The sequence below is a fragment of the Leuconostoc sp. S50 genome (assembly GCF_016624925.1).
In the GTDB taxonomy this organism is placed as follows: Bacteria; Bacillota; Bacilli; order Lactobacillales; family Lactobacillaceae; genus Leuconostoc; species Leuconostoc pseudomesenteroides.
In genome coordinates, this window is the sequence record NZ_JACVUE010000001.1 from 129,514 (window position 1) to 147,329 (window position 17,816).

12 protein-coding genes are annotated in these 17,816 nt (G+C 40.4%); 10 read left to right on the forward strand and 2 right to left on the reverse strand.

Going from position 1 to position 17,816, the window contains the following annotated elements; all coding sequences use genetic code 11:
- The first annotated feature begins 17 nt into the window (after positions 1-17).
- Entirely contained in the window at positions 18-2,552 is a 2,535-nt protein-coding gene (locus tag IAE53_RS00560) for a M1 family metallopeptidase (RefSeq protein ID WP_148423178.1), read from the forward strand.
- A 152-nt stretch (positions 2,553-2,704) separates the two neighbouring features.
- On the forward strand, positions 2,705-4,477 hold the full coding sequence (locus IAE53_RS00565; RefSeq protein ID WP_148423177.1) for an oleate hydratase: 1,773 nt from the start codon (positions 2,705-2,707) through the stop codon (positions 4,475-4,477).
- A 9-nt stretch (positions 4,478-4,486) separates the two neighbouring features.
- On the opposite strand, the gene IAE53_RS00570 is transcribed toward IAE53_RS00565, so the two are convergent.
- Positions 4,487-5,086, reverse strand: a complete 600-nt coding sequence (locus IAE53_RS00570) for a TetR/AcrR family transcriptional regulator (protein ID WP_148423176.1) — start codon at positions 5,084-5,086, stop codon at positions 4,487-4,489.
- A gap of 174 nt (positions 5,087-5,260) precedes the next feature.
- On the opposite strand from IAE53_RS00570, the gene IAE53_RS00575 reads away from it, so the two are divergent.
- The 6 genes from IAE53_RS00575 to pgmB all read left to right on the forward strand — a co-directional run bounded on the left by IAE53_RS00575 (position 5,261) and on the right by pgmB (position 15,150).
- A complete protein-coding gene (locus IAE53_RS00575; protein WP_148423175.1) occupies positions 5,261-6,676 on the forward strand; it encodes an MDR family MFS transporter in 1,416 nt (471 codons plus the stop codon).
- A 69-nt stretch (positions 6,677-6,745) separates the two neighbouring features.
- Positions 6,746-9,082 (forward strand): Xaa-Pro dipeptidyl-peptidase, encoded by a 2,337-nt coding sequence (locus IAE53_RS00580; protein WP_148423174.1) that lies wholly within the window; start codon positions 6,746-6,748, stop codon positions 9,080-9,082.
- Positions 9,083-9,312: 230 nt separating this feature from the next.
- Positions 9,313-10,014: a trehalose operon repressor gene (gene treR, locus IAE53_RS00585; RefSeq protein ID WP_148423173.1), complete on the forward strand. Its 702-nt coding sequence runs from the start codon at positions 9,313-9,315 to the stop codon at positions 10,012-10,014.
- A gap of 31 nt (positions 10,015-10,045) precedes the next feature.
- Positions 10,046-12,091 (forward strand): glucose PTS transporter subunit IIA, encoded by a 2,046-nt coding sequence (locus tag IAE53_RS00590; protein WP_148423172.1) that lies wholly within the window; start codon positions 10,046-10,048, stop codon positions 12,089-12,091.
- 25 nt (positions 12,092-12,116) lie between these two features.
- Positions 12,117-14,483, forward strand: coding sequence for a glycoside hydrolase family 65 protein (locus IAE53_RS00595; RefSeq protein ID WP_200135777.1), 2,367 nt, complete (start codon positions 12,117-12,119; stop codon positions 14,481-14,483).
- The gene (gene pgmB, locus IAE53_RS00600; protein ID WP_148423170.1) at positions 14,476-15,150 is read left to right on the forward strand and encodes a beta-phosphoglucomutase; all 675 of its coding nucleotides are present in this window, start codon (positions 14,476-14,478) and stop codon (positions 15,148-15,150) included. The genes IAE53_RS00595 and pgmB overlap by 8 nt, the downstream gene beginning before the upstream one ends.
- 41 nt (positions 15,151-15,191) lie before the next feature.
- Here the strand turns inward: pgmB and IAE53_RS00605 are convergent, their stop codons facing one another.
- Entirely contained in the window at positions 15,192-16,538 is a 1,347-nt protein-coding gene (locus IAE53_RS00605; protein ID WP_031941250.1) for an HD domain-containing protein, read from the reverse strand.
- 66 nt (positions 16,539-16,604) lie between these two features.
- Here IAE53_RS00605 and IAE53_RS00610 point away from each other — a divergent pair, with 66 nt between their 5' ends.
- Complete coding sequence (locus IAE53_RS00610; RefSeq protein ID WP_010291403.1) at positions 16,605-17,051, forward strand: DUF1934 domain-containing protein; 447 nt, start codon at positions 16,605-16,607, stop codon at positions 17,049-17,051.
- A gap of 26 nt (positions 17,052-17,077) precedes the next feature.
- Positions 17,078-17,668: a DNA-directed RNA polymerase subunit delta gene (gene rpoE, locus IAE53_RS00615; RefSeq protein ID WP_139967219.1), complete on the forward strand. Its 591-nt coding sequence runs from the start codon at positions 17,078-17,080 to the stop codon at positions 17,666-17,668.
- Positions 17,669-17,816: the final 148 nt, after the last annotated feature.

Genomic DNA, 17,816 nt, shown 5'->3' on the forward strand with positions numbered 1-17,816 from the left:
AATTGATAGGAGATATTATGGCTGAATTGACAAGATTTTATAATACATTCCAACCAAAACATTATGAAATCTATTTGGATATTGATCGAGAATCGAAGCGAATCAGTGGTAAAACCACAATCACTGGAACTGCTAAATCGGAAACGATTGCGATTCATCAAAAGGATTTGATGATTAGTGCGGTCCAAGCGGACGAGCAAGACGTGACGTTTATGGTAGATCGTGACGCAGACGCTATTCGGATTGAATTACCTAAGTCAGGTGAAACAAAGGTTACCATTACTTATACAACAGTTTTGACTGATACGATGATGGGTATTTATCCCTCATATTATGAAGTTGATGGTGAGAAAAAGCAGATCATTGGCACGCAATTTGAAACCAATTTTGCCAGACAGGCTTTTCCAAGTATTGATGAACCAGAAGCCAAAGCAACTTTTGATTTAGCCATTAAGTTTGATGAACAACCAGGCGAAACTATCTTGGCGAACATGCCTGAAGTGCGTGAAGCAAATGGCGTACACTATTTTGATACAACAGTGCGCATGTCAACATATTTAGTTGCCTTTGCTTTTGGTGATTTGCAAAAGAAAGAGACCAAAACGACGAGCGGTGTTCAAATTGGGGTGTTTGCAACCAAAGCACATCAGGCTAAGGAACTTGATTTTGCACTAGATATTGCAAAGCGCTCAATCGAATTTTATGAAGACTTTTACCAAACGCCTTATCCATTGCCACATTCATGGCAGCTTGCGTTGCCTGATTTTTCAGCGGGTGCAATGGAAAACTGGGGCTTAGTAACCTATCGTGAGGCATACTTATTGCTTGATCCTGACAACATAGCGCTAGATACCAAGCAGGTAGTAGCAACTGTGATTGCCCATGAGTTGGCGCATCAATGGTTTGGTGATTTGGTGACGATGAAGTGGTGGGATGATTTGTGGCTAAATGAAAGTTTTGCCAATATGATGGAGTATGTCGCCATCGATGCTTTGGAACCTGATTGGCACATTTGGGAAAGTTTCCAAACAGCTGATGCACCAGCTGCCTTACAACGAGATGCGACTGATGGCGTGCAATCAGTCCATGTCCAAGTTGAACATCCTGCAGAAATTGATGCACTGTTTGACGGGGCAATTGTTTATGCTAAAGGTGCGCGCATGCTCGTCATGGTGCGTGCGTTGATTGGGGATGAGGCGCTTCGTTCTGGCTTGAAAGCTTATTTTGCTGCGCATCAATTTGGCAATGCTACTGGAGCTGACTTATGGGCTGCATTGGGGCAAGCCTCTGGCATTGATGTGAGTGCTATCATGACTTCTTGGTTGGAACAGCCTGGTTATCCGGTTGTTACTGCAGCTGTGGTTGATGGGCAATTGACGCTTTCACAACAACAGTTCTTTATTGGCGATGGCAAAGAGGTTGGCCGTCAATGGGCCATTCCATTGAACAGTAATTACGATGCCGTACCCGCTATTTTCAAAGATCAGTCAGTGACGATTGGTAATTATGAAGCATTAAGAGAACAGTTTGGTGCACCATTCCGTTTGAACGTTGGTAATAATTCTCATTTTATTGTTAAATATGATGAGACATTGTTACAAGATATTTTAAGTCAATCAGATCAGCTAGATGCGATTTCACAATTACAAATTTTACAAGATTTGAGATTATTAGCTGAAGGACGACAAATTTCTTATGCACAATTAGTGCCATTACTAGGTCGTTTTGCAAATAGCCATTCAGCTGTTGTGACAGCGGCACTTTACCGCGTTGCAGTGAATTTGAAAAAGTTCGTGACCGCTCATTCAGATGAAGAAAAGTCTTTGAAAGGGTTGTATGACCAACTGAGTCAAGATCAATTAGCACGTTTAGGCTGGCAAGATATTGATGGTGAGTCAAATGACGATCAACTGTCTCGTCCATATATTATCAGTGCAGCTTTGTATGCTGAAAATCCAGCTGCAATTGCAGCGGCGCATGATATATTTATGACCCATGAAAATGATTTGACGAGCCTTTCTGCTGGTACACGTGTCTTCATTTTGGCAAATGAAATGAAACAATTTGGGTCTGCTGATTTGTTTAATCAGTTACTGGCTGAGTATCACGCTACTTCTGATGCAAGCTATCAGTCTGATTTGCGTGCAGCCATCACTAGCATAACTGATAAGGCGCTGATTGAACAACTAGTTGGCAAATTTGAAGATGCCGACACAATTAAGCCACAAGATTTGCGTGGTTGGTTCTATGGGCTGTTGGCTAACGAAGATGGACAACAAGCCGCTTGGGATTGGGTGCGTGAAGACTGGCAGTGGTTAGAAGATACAGTGGGTGGCGATATGGAGTTTACGACCTATATCACTGTCATTGCGAATGTTTTCAAGACACAAACTCGCCTTGATGAATTTACAGCTTTCTTTGAACCAAAATTAGATACGCCGGGATTGACGCGTGAAATTAAAATGGATACAAGTGTGATTACAAGTCGTGTAGCGCTTGTTGCAGCTGAGAAAGATGCTGTCAACGCAGCAATTGCTGAAGTGACACAATAAAAAATATTTATACCTGAGTGACCTTGATAGTTTGCAGAACTATCAAGGTTTTTTTAACCAAGTATTCAACGCCAAAAAAATTGCAATTGTGATACGATTAGCGATAAAATATAAGTGTATTGAAAGCGTTTCCAATTTGAAAGGAGATTAGCATGTATTATAGTAATGGTAATTATGAGGCATTTGCCACACCACGAAAGCCAAAGGGGGTCGATCAAAAGTCAGCGTATATTGTTGGTTCCGGATTGGCGGGGTTGTCGGCTGCGGTATTTTTGATTAGAGATGGTCAAATGAAAGGTGAGGCAATTCATATTTTAGAAGAACTACCGTTAGCTGGCGGTTCATTAGATGGCATAGCACGCCCAAATGTGGGTTTCGTAACGCGTGGCGGTCGTGAAATGGAAAATCATTTTGAGTGCTTATGGGATTTGTATCGATCAATTCCATCACTTGAAATTCCGGGTGCTTCATATCTTGATGAATATTATTGGTTAGACAAAGATGATCCCAATTCTTCAAATTGCCGATTGATTTACGATCGCGGTAATCGTGTGCCAGATGACGGTGACTATACTTTGGGTAAATCATCACAAGAAATTATCAAACTGATTATGACACCAGAAGCCAAGCTGGGTACCCAAACGATTGAAGATTACTTCTCAGATGCGTTCTTTGAAAGCAATTTTTGGACTTACTGGGCAACGATGTTTGCCTTTGAAAAATGGCATTCTGCTGTTGAAATGCGTCGCTATGCCATGCGATTTATTCATCATATTGATGGATTACCAGATTTTTCAGCATTGAAATTCAATAAATACAATCAATATGACTCGATGGTTTTGCCCTTGATTCATTACTTAGAGGATCATGGTGTTGATGTACAATTTGATACCACGGTCGATAACATTATTGTGGATTTTGATAATGGTCAAAAGGTGGCTAAATCACTAGAATTAACCGTTAGCGGGCAACACGAAACAAGACCATTAACTGCCAATGATTTGGTGTTTGTAACCAACGGATCTATCACCGAAAGTACAACTTATGGCAGCCACTTTGAACCAGCACCAGTAACCAATGAGCCGGGTGGATCATGGCAATTATGGGAAAATTTGGCGGCACAATCTGATGAATTTGGTCATCCATCGGTCTTTTACCAAGATTTACCTGCAAAAAGTTGGTTTGTGTCAGCGACCGCCACAATTGAAAATACAGAAATTGATCCCTATATTGAACGTTTGACGAAACGTGATTTGCATGATGGTAAAATCAATACTGGCGGCATTATTACAATTACAGATTCTAATTGGTTAATGAGTTTTGCTGTACATCGTCAGCCACATTTCAAAACACAAAAGCCAAATGAAACAACTGTCTGGATTTATGGCTTGTATTCTGATGTGCCTGGCAATTATGTGAAAAAGACGATTGTTGATTGCTCCGGCGAAGAAATTACGCAAGAATTACTTTATCATCTTGGCGTGCCAGAAAGTAAAATTCAGCAATTAGCCAAGCAAGAGTCGATTAATACTGTGCCGGTTTACATGCCATTTATCACAAGTTACTTCATGCCACGTGTAATGGGCGATCGACCAAAAGTCGTTCCTGACGGGTCGGTTAATTTGGCATTCATTGGTAACTTTGCGGAGTCGCCATCACGCGATACAGTGTTTACGACTGAATACTCAGTCCGTACAGCAATGGAAGCCGTGTATAGTCTGCTAGATGTTGAACGCGGTGTGCCGGAAGTGTTTAATTCAATTTATGATATTCGTGAATTATTACGCGCCATGTATTATATGAACGATAAAAAAGCTATTACGGATATGGATTTGCCAATTCCTAAGTTAATTCAAAAAGTTGGTATGAAAAAAATTAAAGGGACATGGTTAGAAGAGTTGCTTGTTGAAGCACACTTGATGTAGTGATAACCTTTATTGTTGAGCTAATATTGCGGGAACAACAATATGGTCAACAACTGATTCGGCAAATGTTTGCACTGATTCGGGTGTCATACCGTTTGGTGTCATCATTGCCTGATATTGTAATAAATTAAATGGTAATAATTTCACATCGTCGGTGACGGTGTGTTTTATTTCGCCATCAAGTTGTGCTTGTGATAAAAGTCTTTCCATTAGGTATAAATTTTGTCGGTGCATTTGATTTGAAAATTTTTGAACTGCTGAAGTATTTTGTCCTAGCTCAAATAGAAAAGCACGCATGAACTGTGGTGAAGCATTGAAATGACTTAATATTCTAATTAAGTTTTCGCGCATAGTAGCCCCTGAAAAATCGATGTTTGTATAATCATCGACTTCGTCTTCGGAAAAATAGTTGTGTGCGTCTAGGAGCAAATCAAAGGGAGAGTGCCAACGACGGTACAAAACTGGGCGACCTGTTTTAGCTAAGCGTGCTACATTTGAAAAAGTAACCGCCTCATAACCTTCGTTGTTTAAAAGTGTTATAGTTGCTTGAAATATAGCTTTATTGAGCGCTTCGTTTGTTTTGCGAGGTGCTCTTTTTTTGTTTACCATCAGCTGCTTTTATCCTTATTTATATAGATAACGTAACTATACCATAAATACGAATGAATTATTAATAGATACATTTTGTATTTAAAACATTGCGTTTCAATTTTAAATGATGTATAGTTTAATTTGTTTAAAGATACAACATGTAACTAAAATGTAGTCAGGAGGTTTCTATAAATGAAAAACGACACAAAAAAACTTGAACCAATACCTCGTTCCTTAGTTATTATTGCTTGGATCATGGTGTTGGGATTAATGGCACCAATGCTCGATTCAACTATGATTAATATTGCGGTGCATCAACTTAGCAATCAGTTTCATACTGATTTAGCGACTGTCCAATGGACCGTCACTGGTTTTATATTAGCTATGGGTGCCGCCGCACCTTTCTCTAGTTGGCTAGTAGCCCATTTTTCTGGAAAGAAAGTATATTTCTGGGCGGAAATCGGCTTTGGATTTGCATCATTATTAGCAGGCATATCATGGAATATCGAATCACTCATTATATTCCGACTCATTCAAGGATTTACTGGTGGCTTAATTATGCCAGTCATGTTTACACTATTAGTTGATGCTGTTGGTGGTGACAAAATGGGACGAATTATGGCAATTATTGGTGTGCCGATGACTTTAGGACCAATGCTTGGACCTATTATTGGCGGCATTATTGTTGAATATGCAACTTGGCGGTTCATTTTCTTCTTAAATGTGCCAGTTATTGCGATTGCTGCCTTTCTGTTAATACGAAAGGTACCAGAAACGACACCTAAAAACAAACAACTATCATTTGATTTTATCGGTGTAACGCTCCTAATTATAATGTCCACAACAGTTGTGTATGGCATCGTACAAGCAAGCAATGTTGGAACATTTAATAATTCCAAAACGCTAATTTTTACCAGTATCGGTTTAGTAGCTTTAGTTGGGTATATTCTATATGCAAACAAGCAACCAGAAAAAGTTGTCATGCCGCTTCGTCTATTCACCCACCGAAACTTTTCAGGATCAATGATAGGTATTTTCTTATCAGGATTCGTTACATCCGGTCCAATGTTACTGTTGCCGTTATTTTTCCAATCAATTCGTGGGGATAGTGTCATCGTAGCTGCTATGGCGTTGATTCCACAGTCAATCGGTATGCTAATATCACGTGGCGCAATTGGCAAGATGATTGATTTATGGGGCGCTCGTTGGGTAACGATTATTGGCGTTGGCGTGACTTTGGTTGGCACGATACCTTTTATTTATTTCAATAAATCTAGTGATTACTGGTTGATTGCTGTTGTTATATTTATTCGTGGTATTGGCGGCGCCGCTATAAAATCAGCAACTCAAGTTGATGCTTATGTTGGCATTCAAAAATCAGATTCAGCTACGGCATCTTTGAGCTCGAACATTTTTCAGCAAATTGGGTCAGGTTTTGCCACTGCAGTTTTAGCGACAATTGTTACGTCATACAATACTATTCATCATGTGACATCTTTATCAGGACTTACTACTGCTTTTCAAAGAGGCTTTTTATGGTCAGCAATTCTAGTTGTCTTAATCTTAATACCGGCATTCGTGTTGACGAATAGAGTCCGAACAAAATAAAAGCACCCGTCGTCAGGCGGGTGCTTTTGTCGTATAATGAGATAATAATAACAATTAAAGGAAAAAAATATGATTAATCAATACGGGCGAATTAAGGTAGACTTGGCGACTGAATTACAGGAATTAAAAGCATTAGGATTTAACAGTGAAAACTTTGAAACGCTGTTACGACAGGCTTTGCCTAGCTTTCACTCTATGTCATCTCAAAATGATTGGTTGCGGTTGCATTTGGCAACGACCGAACAAGATATTTATAGTTTTTTCCAACAAAAATTAGCATTAGATCAAGCAATTTTTTATCGTATTGGGGCACAACTACTAGGTTTTAATGATGAATTGGCCAATAATAACTTAGACGGTGTGGCGACATTTCAACAACTGGGCTTGCCGATTGTTGCGGTTGATAATATCCCCCATGCTTGGTATACGTTGCTAAATACTCATAATAGCACTGGATTATTGTTGATTGATGCATTAGTTAGCCAAGGTTATTTACCGCAAAACAATCAACGTCTCATTTTTAATGGCAAGTCATTACCGACGTTTGATACAAATGATTTGATTCGCGAGTCTGTCTGGGTAGAAACGAGTGTTGACACTGATAACGATGGCCAGCTTGATTTAGTACAAGTCGACATTGTTCGTCCAAAAAGTGAGACACCATTGCCCGTTTTGTTCACTGCTTCTCCATATTATCAGGGACTGAATGTCAAAGAAAATGATGCTAAAATTCATTCGGTCAATGTGCCTTTGCAGCGGAAAGAACCAACTCAAGTTGATAAAAATGACGTGACGTATCAAGGATTATCGGCGTCGACTGCTAAACCGCGAGAAGTTGCAGGTCACGCAACTGAAACGGAAGTTTCATTTACAGCTGAAGCTGGTTTGCCAGTTGATCTTAATCAGTACTTTTTGTCGCGTGGTTTTGCGATTGCTTATTCTGCAGGTGTCGGCACGCGGCACGCTGATGGCATGCAAGATACGGGGTCGCCAGAGCAAGTCGAATCAATGAAAAATGTTGTCGAATGGCTTGCTGGTAATCGAGTGGCTTTTACGAATCGATACGATAACATGGCAATTACGGCTGACTGGTCGAGTCACAAAATTGCGATGACGGGGCGTTCGTATTTGGGCACATTAGCAACTGCTGTTGCAACAACTGGCGTTGAAGGGCTAGAAACAGTTGTGTCTGAAGCTGCTATTTCGAATTGGTATCAATATTACCGTGATAATGGCTTAGTGGTGGCACCGGGTGGTTTTCCGGGAGAAGATATGGACGTGTTGGCTGAATTGGTCTACACAAGAATGAAAGATCCGGCAGATTGGTGGCGAACACGCTCTCAGTGGCAAGCTTTTCAATCAGAAACTGCACATCTGATGGCACGTGATAACGGCAATTATGACCGCTATTGGGATTCGCGTAATTACCTGAACCATGTACAAAATATCAAAATCGATATGCTGATGGTCCATGGTTTGAATGATTGGAATGTTAAACCTCGTCAGGTTTATCAACTTTGGTCTGCCTTAAAGCAAAATAATCATGTTAAAAAGATATATTTGCATCAGGGAGAACATATCAACATCAATAATAACCGTTCCCTTGATTTTTCTGATCAAATTAATCTTTGGTTTTCCGAAAAATTATTAGGATTGCATGTGGACGCCACGACTGCCTTGCCAACAGTGACATGGCAAGATAACACCAATCCAGAAGCTTGGCATGCCTTAGAAGATTGGGGAATTGGTGAAAAACTCAGTTATCATTTTGCGGATAAAAAATTGTCGCGTAGCTCACAATCAGCTGGTGAAGTAAGCTTCAGGGATTGGCTACCTGAGGACCAATTCAACCATTATGGCAAGCATTTCAATGCTTGGCGTCAAGCAATTATTTCAGGAAAAATAGCAGAAACAGCACAGATTTTTAAGACAGAAGCATTATCCACCGCTCAGACGATTGATGGTGAAATCACGCTAAATTTGCGGGTCAAATCCTCAAAAAATGTTGGTTTATTAAGCGCTATGATTGTGGATTATGGGACTGATCAATACCTGAAAGTTTCACCAACACCACAGGAAGCCACAGTTGATCGCGGACGAAACTTTAGCCCAACGCGTTTGATGGCTTTTGAAATGACCAAGGCGAATCAGAAAATGGTAACATTGGGTCACATTAATTTGCAAAATCGAACCAATGCGTGGCAAAGTGATGATTTGCAAGCAGACGAGTTTGTCAATGTCTCATTGACTGTACAGCCAACTCACTATCAAATGCGTTCAGGGCACCAACTTGGTGTTGTTTTGTATGCGACTGATTTCGAGATGACTGTCCGCGGTAATCAAGATATTATTTACACGATAGATTTAGCCAATAGTCAAATTGATTTACCATTTGTTAACAAATGATGACATGAAGCGGAAAGCAACTATTCGTTGCTTTTTTTTTACACTTTTTTATTTGTGCATAACTGAACGACCAAAATGAATAAATATCCTGTCTAGTCGTCAAAAGGTTATCAGATACTAACACTGGGCTACTTGTCTATACAATCTCTAAAAAACCTTTAAAACAGCGTTGTAAACGCTTTCAACAGATGGTATATTGTTGTTGTAGACATCAGTGAAGGAGATTAAAAATGAATAAATATCAAATCATCCACGATGAACTACTGAAAGAAATTAACGATGGTAAATATCCTAATAATGCGATGTTACCAAGTGATTTTGCGTTAATGAATCGTTACCACGTCGCTCGTGAGACGTCACGAAAAGCTGTGGCAATGCTAGTTGATGAAGGATATGTTATGCGAATTAAAGGACGAGGCACGTTCGTCATTAATCAAAATCGCTATTCATTTCCGATTTCACACGTTGAAAGTTATCGTGAGTTGGCTGCGCGTCTGAAATTAAATGAACGAACACAGTTGTTGTCGATTACAGATAGTGAGGTGCCATCGGTATTTGAGTATGGTGACGGCACTGCAGTGCCGGCAACTGCTGTTGTCCGAATTCGATATTTGGACAACGAACCGGTGATTATTGATCACGATTACGTTTTAAAAGATGTTGTGCCTGAAATCAAAAAGTTATCGCAATCAGTGTCATTATTTGAATTGTTTGAACAGCAATTGGGATTGGTGATTAGTTATGCTAAGAAAACCATTACGGTTGAACCTGCCAATGCTACGGACAGGCAATTAATGGGGTTAGCTGAGTCCATTCCAATCGTTGTGATTAGATCAGAGACATTTTTGAATGATGGTCGAATTATCTCTTTCACTGAGTCCAGACACCGAGCCGATCGATTTAAAAGCGTTGAATTTTCAAGGCGACATTGAGTGTTGCTGTTAATTGTATTGAGGAGAAAAAATGGCAGATACAAAAATTTTAGCGCCACTAGCAGGTCACGTTATCTCACTTGCTGATGTGGCTGATCCAGTATTTAGTAAAAAAACCATGGGGGATGGCTTCGCCTTGCAACCCACTGGGCATGATATTGTAGCCCCAGTTAGTGGCGTCGTTATCGCCACGCAAGGTCATGCATTTGGCATTCGACGTTCTGACGGTTTAGAGGTACTGACGCATGTTGGTTTGGAAACCGTCAGTCTTGATGGTAAGCCTTTCGAATGGCGAATTAAAGAAGGTGATCAGGTCAACGCAGGCGATCATGTTGGGGATGTTGATTTAGCAGAAATCAAAGCAGCACATCTTGATACAACAACGATGGTTGTCTTTACCAATACGGCTGACGTATTAGACAAATTAACACTGATTTCTGGTAAAGAGAATGTTTCAGCTGGTGAGACTGTTGCTGACGCTACTGTCAAAACTATTGAACCGGTAACATCATCAACACCAGCAAAAGGAAATGGTACGAAGTACGAACCTTTAGCGGCAGACATTATTCAAGGCGTTGGCGGTGCACAAAATGTGGACAAGGTCATTCATTGTATCACGCGTTTGCGGTTTTATTTGAAGGACCACACAGTCGCTGATGATCACAAGATTGAATCTCTAAATGGGGTTGCCGGTGTCAATTATGCTGATTCTTTGGGACAATATCAAGTTGTCATTGGACCGGCAGTCACCGATGTTTATGATGAAGTCGTAGCGCAACTTGGCAGCAGTGTTGTAGATGATGCGGCAACGGCAGATGCAGTTGCTGCAACCAAGCAAGAAAAAGGTTCCAAGAATCCCTTGGTCCATGCATTTCAAGCAATCATCGGTACCATAACTGGCTCAATGATGCCAATCATTGGTTTATTGGCTGCTGGTGGTATGCTAAATGGATTTTTGAGCTTGTTTTCAAACAAAGCGTCGTTTCCAGCGATTTATTTCATTGATCCGGCATCAAGTACGTTTACGATTTTACAGTCAATGGCCATGGCACCGTTCTACTTTTTGCCTATTTTAGTTGGCTTTTCCGCAGCGCAACAGCTTAAAAGTGATCCTTTCGTAGTTGCCGCTATTGGTGCTTTCTTGGTGAAGCCTGACTTTATCAATTTGACAACGGCGCATGTTGTTGATGGTAAAGTTGTGCAACCAGCACAGGCGCTGGGTAGTTTGTTTGGTGTAAGCCTTAATTCAAGTTTCTTTGGTTTACCCATCAATATTCCAAGTTACGCATACTCAATTTTCCCAATTATTTTTGCCGCTTGGTTGGCACGTCCAGTAGGTAATTGGCTCAAAAAGCATTTGCCATTAGTATTACGTTCAATTTTCCAACCTTTGCTAACGCTATTAATTGTGGGATCAGTCGTTGTTGTTGTCGTTGGACCAGCTATCACTTTGGTATCACAAGGTATTTCAACAATTGTTAACTGGCTTTTGCACTTAAATTATCCATTATCTGGTTTGATTATTGGTGGTTTGTATCAAGCGCTCGTTATCTTCGGTTTGCACTGGATGGTTGTGCCATTGATTGCTAATGAAATTGCACAGACAGGTCACTCTACTTTGAATGCAATTGTGAACTTTACTATGATTGCACAGGGTGCTGGTGCTTTGGCGGTTTGGGCTAAGACCAAGATTCCATCACTTAAAGGATTGGCTGGTGCTGGTTTCCTATCTGCGATGGCAGGTATTACAGAGCCAGCAATGTATGGTATTAATTTGAAGTATGGCCGTGTATTTTGGATGGCTAACATTGGTGGTGCTGTCGGCGGCTTAATTGCCGGTTTGTTCAACTTGAATATGTACGGATTCACAGGATCACTGATTGGCTTCCCATCATTTGCGGTACCAAAGGGTCAAACAGGTGCGGATAATAATATGTTGATTTTCTGGGTGGCTTCGATTGCGACAATTGCGGTGTCATTTGCGATGGTTTACTTCTTCGGATTTAAAGATTCAGATACAGGTCAAATTAAGACTGTTGAAAAGAAGAACGCCTTTAAAGACGCAGTTGCCAAGTAAAGTGAGAATTGTTTAAGGAGTGAACATGACAAATGAAAATTGGTTATTAACTTACAACGACATTGTTGGTGGTGTTAAAAATTACGGTCGCGAGAGTTTGCTAACTTTAGGAAATGGCTTTCTGGGCTGGCGTGGTGCGCTTGTGACAAACGCTTATGATGATGATTTTTATCCCGGGTTGTATGGCGCTGGTATTTTTAACCAAACATCAACACCCGTTGCAGGGCGCGACGTCATTAATGAAGACCTTGTGAATTTGCCCAATATAGCCTTAATCAAGGTACAAATTGATGGTGAATCTCTGTTAATCAACAACTCAACTATCGAATCACTAAAACGCAGTCTTAATTTTAAAACGGGTGAATTGACAGATGATTATCAAGTGCAGGTGGCGGGAAACTCACAACATTTTGTCACCATTAAAACGGTTAAGGTGATTAATCCGGTTCATTGGCATCAGTTAGGTTTACGTTTTCAAATCACCTCAAATTATGACGCACACATTGCGATTGATGCGATTATTGATGGCAGCGTCGAAAACAAAAATGTGGCACGCTATCGTGATTTTGACTCACAAGAATTTGATGTCCAGTCAGTTCATGACGATCTGATGATCATCAAAACACGAACAACTGATGTTACTGTTGCTTTAGCAGCAAAAACAATAGGTGAAAGTGTTGAAAAAACGATAAAAACTGAAAATCAGGTGACAACACACATCGAACGTGATTGTCAGGCCGGACAATCGTTCACAATTGAACGGGTGATGGCAGTTGCAAGCAGTTTAGAGACAAACGGCGATCTTGCTGAATTTGTTCAAAATGAAACAGCTAACACGACTTTTGACGAAATTCAACGAGAGAGTCATGATTATTGGCAATCATTATGGCAAACCAAAGATATTCAAATTAGTGGCGACGATGCCATGCAAAAGTTGACACGTATGAATATTTTTCACCTTAATCAGATGGCTAATCCAAACGCAAATCCATATTTGGATGCTTCGGTTGGCTCTCGTGGTTTGACTGGTGAGGGGTATCGTGGTCATATTTTCTGGGATGAATTATTTGCACTACCATATTACTCAGCAAACGAACCCAAATCGGCTAGTGCTGTTTTGAATTATCGCACGAAGCGGTTGTCAGCGGCTGAAAAAAATGCTATATCAGAGAACGAATCAGGTGCGATGTATCCTTGGCAATCAGGCATGTATGGTGACGAGCAAAGTCAACTGATTCATTTAAACACAGTTGATAACACTTGGATTCCAGATAATTCTAGATTACAACGCCACATCTCATTAGCAATTGCCTATAATATGTGGGTTTATCAGCAGGTGACAGGACACTATGACCATCTTGATAAAGGCGGTTTAAACATGTTAATCCAAATTGGGCGTTTTTGGATTAACAAAGCAGAGAAGATCGGTGACCGTTACCAAATTAAAGGCGTTATGGGACCTAACGAATTCCATGAAGAAATTCCCGGCGCTCATGCTGGCGGATTGCTAAATAACGCTTACACAAACGTTATGGTGGTTTGGTTGTTGAACTATCTGCATGATTTATCGCAGAACGTCAAGATTGACTTTGATGCGGCATCACGAGCAGTCGGCTATACCAAAAATGAAGCGGAAAAAGCAGAAGACATCCGTCATCATTTGAAGTTATCCATTGATGATCGTGGCATTGTCGAACAATATGAAGGTTTCTTCAAACTTGAGCAACTCGATTTTTCAGCATATCAAGCTAAGTATGGTGATATTCATCGAATTGATAGGATCCTCAAGGCAGAGGGCAAGTCGCCTGATGATTATCAGGTCATTAAACAGGCAGACTTTCTAATGCTACTGTATAACCTAGGTGCGCAACAGACAGAGTCACTGATTCATCAACTTGGGTATCAATTATCCGATGATTGGTTAGCAAAAAATACAGCTTATTACTTAGACCGCACAACACATGGTTCAACGACTTCTCGCCCAGTATTTGCTGGTATCTATGTCGAGTTGGCGCGACAAGGTGATACAAAATTTGAAACACAAGCGTACGATTTTTTGACAGACGCAATTGGTTCTGATTATTATGATATTCAAGGTGGTACAACCGCAGAGGGTGTTCACATGGGTGTCATGGGCGAAACATTATCAGTCATTCAAAATGATTATGCTGGAGTTGATTTGTTACACGGTCAGTTCACCATTAATCCACGATTACCAAAACAGTGGGCTGAATTACACTTTACACAGCAATATCGTGGTGCCTTAATTGATATTGATATCAAGCCAACTGTCATGGTATTGATGAGTGATCAAGCAACAACTGTTCACGTTTATGGCAAAGCGGTTGATTTGGTAGCTGGAGAGGCAAAAGAGGTGTCTTATCATGGTTAATTTTTCAGAAATAAAAGGCTTTACATTCGATTTAGATGGTGTCATCACGGATACCGCTAAGTTTCACGAGCAAGCTTGGCATGATTTGGCTACGTCCTTGAATGTGCCTTGGTCGGCCGAATTAGGGCGTCAACTTAAAGGTATTAGTCGTATGGATTCGCTAAATATGATTTTAGCTGAAGGTGGTCATGAAAATGACTACACAGATGATGAAAAATCAGCATTTGCGGCACAAAAAAATCAACATTATGTTGCATTAATTCAAGCGTTGACACCGGCAGATATTTTGCCCGGAATGACTGAATTTCTAGCCGAAATAAAACGTGAAGGTTACGTCGCGAGTGTTGCCAGTGCTTCAAAAAATGCACCAACGATACTCAAAAAATTAGGCATCATGGCTGATTTTGTCGGCATTGTGGATCCAGCCACGTTATCACATGGCAAACCAGATCCTGAAATATTTACCAAAGCAGGGGAGTTATTGAAGCTACAACCAACACAAATCATTGGGTTGGAAGATGCCAGTGCAGGCGTGCAGGCAATCAAAGGTGCAGGACAAACGGCACTGGGCATTGGTACAGCAGCTAAAGAGGCTCAACCAAACATTTGGTTTGCTGAGACCAAGGAAATTTCCTTGGCTAATATCTCAAAACAAATGAATGAATAACAAAATAAAATCACCGTAATTTGATTTACGGTGATTTATTTTTAAGTTTCAGGATTAGGCGTTGTCAACGCATTATTTCTAATGAAACTACGAAAGGTCTTGAAAGTATCAGCAAATAATTCGTCTGGCTCAATATTTAACATTTCTTTCGGGAAAAAGAATCGCTGATCAAGTGAGGCTTTGCCTTTAATCGCAGCGACGAGTGTTGATAAATCAGAGAGTTCGCGGTGGGTCCCATCAGCTAACAAAAAGTCAATTTGCGTTCGCGGCTTGGCCACGTTGGGTTTGTAATCGTCGTATGGTAAGTCGTAAGCATCGTTGCGTGCTGTGTAGTAATCAGGGTTAAAACCCGCGTTATCCACAAGCTGTTCTAACTCGCCCAATAAAGGTGCTGTTTCATTGGTGATAGCAATTGACTTGAGTGGGCGACGTCCAAGAAAACGCTGTGATAAGTCCGATAAAATCGGATCGGGGTGAGATTGCCAGATATTGATATAAGTCATAAACACATTATCGTCGAGCTTGAGATAATCATCTAATTCCAATGGCTTTTCATCAAATAGTGGCGCCAAAAGTGGGCCGACGAAGTCTTTTTCAGGCACAGGATTGTGATGGCTGGCTTGATAAAGCTCGCGAACACGTGTCAAAATATGTTCTAACAGCACTTCCATGCCACGTGAGACAGGGTGAAAATAAACTTGTAAATACATCTGATAACGTGACACAACATAGTCTTCAACGGCATGCATACCGGCGATATCAAAGGCAATGCCGGTTGGGGTTGGGCGCATGGTACGCAAAATACGATCAATATCAAATTCACCGTATTTAGTACCAGTAAAATAAGCGTCACGTAATAAATAATCCATACGATCAACGTCAACTTGACTAGAAATTAATTGCACGACTTGTGGATTTTCATAAGTTTTAGCAATAACACTAGCCACTTTATTAGGAAAATCTGTTGATACTTGTGCCAAAATCGTGTGTACGGCCGTATCACCCATGATAATTTCCCGTGTAATTGCTTCATGATCTGTGCCAAATAGGTGTTCAAATGTATGAGAAAATGCACCGTGTCCGACATCGTGAAGTAAGGCAGCGACAAGCGTGACTAAGCGCTCATTTGAATCCCACACATCGCCATAGTATTGATCGAAGTGTTCGGTAATCTGTCGAGCAATCTCATAGGCACCCACAGAGTGCCCAAAACGTGAATGTTCCGCCCCATGAAACACTGAACTGGTAATACCAAGTTGCTTAACGCGACGCAACCGCTGAAATTCAGGGGTGTTAATCAAATCCAAAATAACTTGGTCTTGAATATGAATAAAATTATGAATAGGATCGCGTAGAACTTTTTCATTAGTAATTTTTTTATCTAACATCATATAGTATGCCCTTTTGTGCTTTCTTATATTATAATAGATTTTAGATTGAAATAGGGGCAGATTATGATAATTAACGGGCAATCGGACGTAAAAGTTCACCTAAAAACGAAAATTCGTCAGGGAAATGATATCGAAGACTTTCAATTTGATACAGATGGTCAGTTATTGTTAAAAAATGGCGCACTTTATTTGCGTTATACAGAGATTATTGACGATCAGACAACACAAGTCATGTTCAAAATTGATGATGAACGCGTGCGCTTAAATCGCTCTGGTGAGACAACAACCAAATTAGCCTTTGTGAAATCACAACGTGTTCCGGCTTTGTATCAAACACCTGCCGGACAAATGCAAATTGAAACGTTAACAACATTATTAGCGACTCACTTTGATTTGGCAAACTGGCGAGGTGAAGTTGACGTGGATTATGTTTTATATGCCAATCAACAAATTGTCGGACAATACGAAATTCGGTTGCAATTTAGCGCCAAATCTAGTATGCTAGACTAGTTAGAAACCCCGAAAGGACGTGCAATATGTCACTTACAACATTAGGCAATCACCCTAAAGAAGAATTAGCACTTGTCGAAATAGCAACTGCTGTTTTGACCGAACATAAAGAAGCAATGCCTTTCAGCTCACTCGTTCAAGAGATTCAAGACTTTTTGGAAATTGATTCAGAAACTTTTAAGCCACGTTTATCACAATTTTACACGGACTTAAATACAGATGGTTCATTCATTTCACTTGGTAATAATGAATGGGCATTACGTGCTTGGTATCCAGTTGATGCCATTGATGAATCAATTCATGAACTTGATGATGAAGAAGATGCACCTAAGCGTAAAAAGTCAGCTAAAAAGAAGGTCAATGTCTTCGCTGATAATGCATCTGATGATGATGTTATCGATTATAACGATGATGATCCAGAAGATGAAGATTTCACAACAGTTGAAGATGATGATGACGCCGAAGATGATTCTGAAGATGATGTGGCTGTTGACGACGATGATGACGATGCCAACGAAATTGATTTGAGTGAAGATGAATCAATTGATGCCAACATGACTGAATTAACTGGTGGTAATGATCTTGACGATCTTGGTGATGGTGATCAAGAAAAGTAATTTGAGATAGTTGGCTCAACTGGCAACAGTAAGTTGGATGATTATCATTTAAAAAGTATCTACAATAAGCAGTTAGTTATCGGGACACGCGCGATAACTAACTGCTTATTTTGCTATCATGAGAACATCAACTTTCTGACAAAACATA

Excerpts from the sequence above, each read along its gene's own strand:
- IAE53_RS00560 (WP_148423178.1), top strand. The coding sequence starts at position 18 with ATGGCTGAATTGACAAGATTTTATAATACATTCCAACCAAAACATTAT.
- IAE53_RS00565 (WP_148423177.1), top strand. The coding sequence starts at position 2,705 with ATGTATTATAGTAATGGTAATTATGAGGCATTTGCCACACCACGAAAG.
- IAE53_RS00570 (WP_148423176.1), bottom strand. The coding sequence starts at position 5,086 with ATGGTAAACAAAAAAAGAGCACCTCGCAAAACAAACGAAGCGCTCAAT.
- IAE53_RS00575 (WP_148423175.1), top strand. The coding sequence starts at position 5,261 with ATGAAAAACGACACAAAAAAACTTGAACCAATACCTCGTTCCTTAGTT.
- IAE53_RS00580 (WP_148423174.1), top strand. The coding sequence starts at position 6,746 with ATGATTAATCAATACGGGCGAATTAAGGTAGACTTGGCGACTGAATTA.
- treR (WP_148423173.1), top strand. The coding sequence starts at position 9,313 with ATGAATAAATATCAAATCATCCACGATGAACTACTGAAAGAAATTAAC.
- IAE53_RS00590 (WP_148423172.1), top strand. The coding sequence starts at position 10,046 with ATGGCAGATACAAAAATTTTAGCGCCACTAGCAGGTCACGTTATCTCA.
- IAE53_RS00595 (WP_200135777.1), top strand. The coding sequence starts at position 12,117 with ATGACAAATGAAAATTGGTTATTAACTTACAACGACATTGTTGGTGGT.
- pgmB (WP_148423170.1), top strand. The coding sequence starts at position 14,476 with ATGGTTAATTTTTCAGAAATAAAAGGCTTTACATTCGATTTAGATGGT.
- IAE53_RS00605 (WP_031941250.1), bottom strand. The coding sequence starts at position 16,538 with ATGTTAGATAAAAAAATTACTAATGAAAAAGTTCTACGCGATCCTATT.
- IAE53_RS00610 (WP_010291403.1), top strand. The coding sequence starts at position 16,605 with ATGATAATTAACGGGCAATCGGACGTAAAAGTTCACCTAAAAACGAAA.
- rpoE (WP_139967219.1), top strand. The coding sequence starts at position 17,078 with ATGTCACTTACAACATTAGGCAATCACCCTAAAGAAGAATTAGCACTT.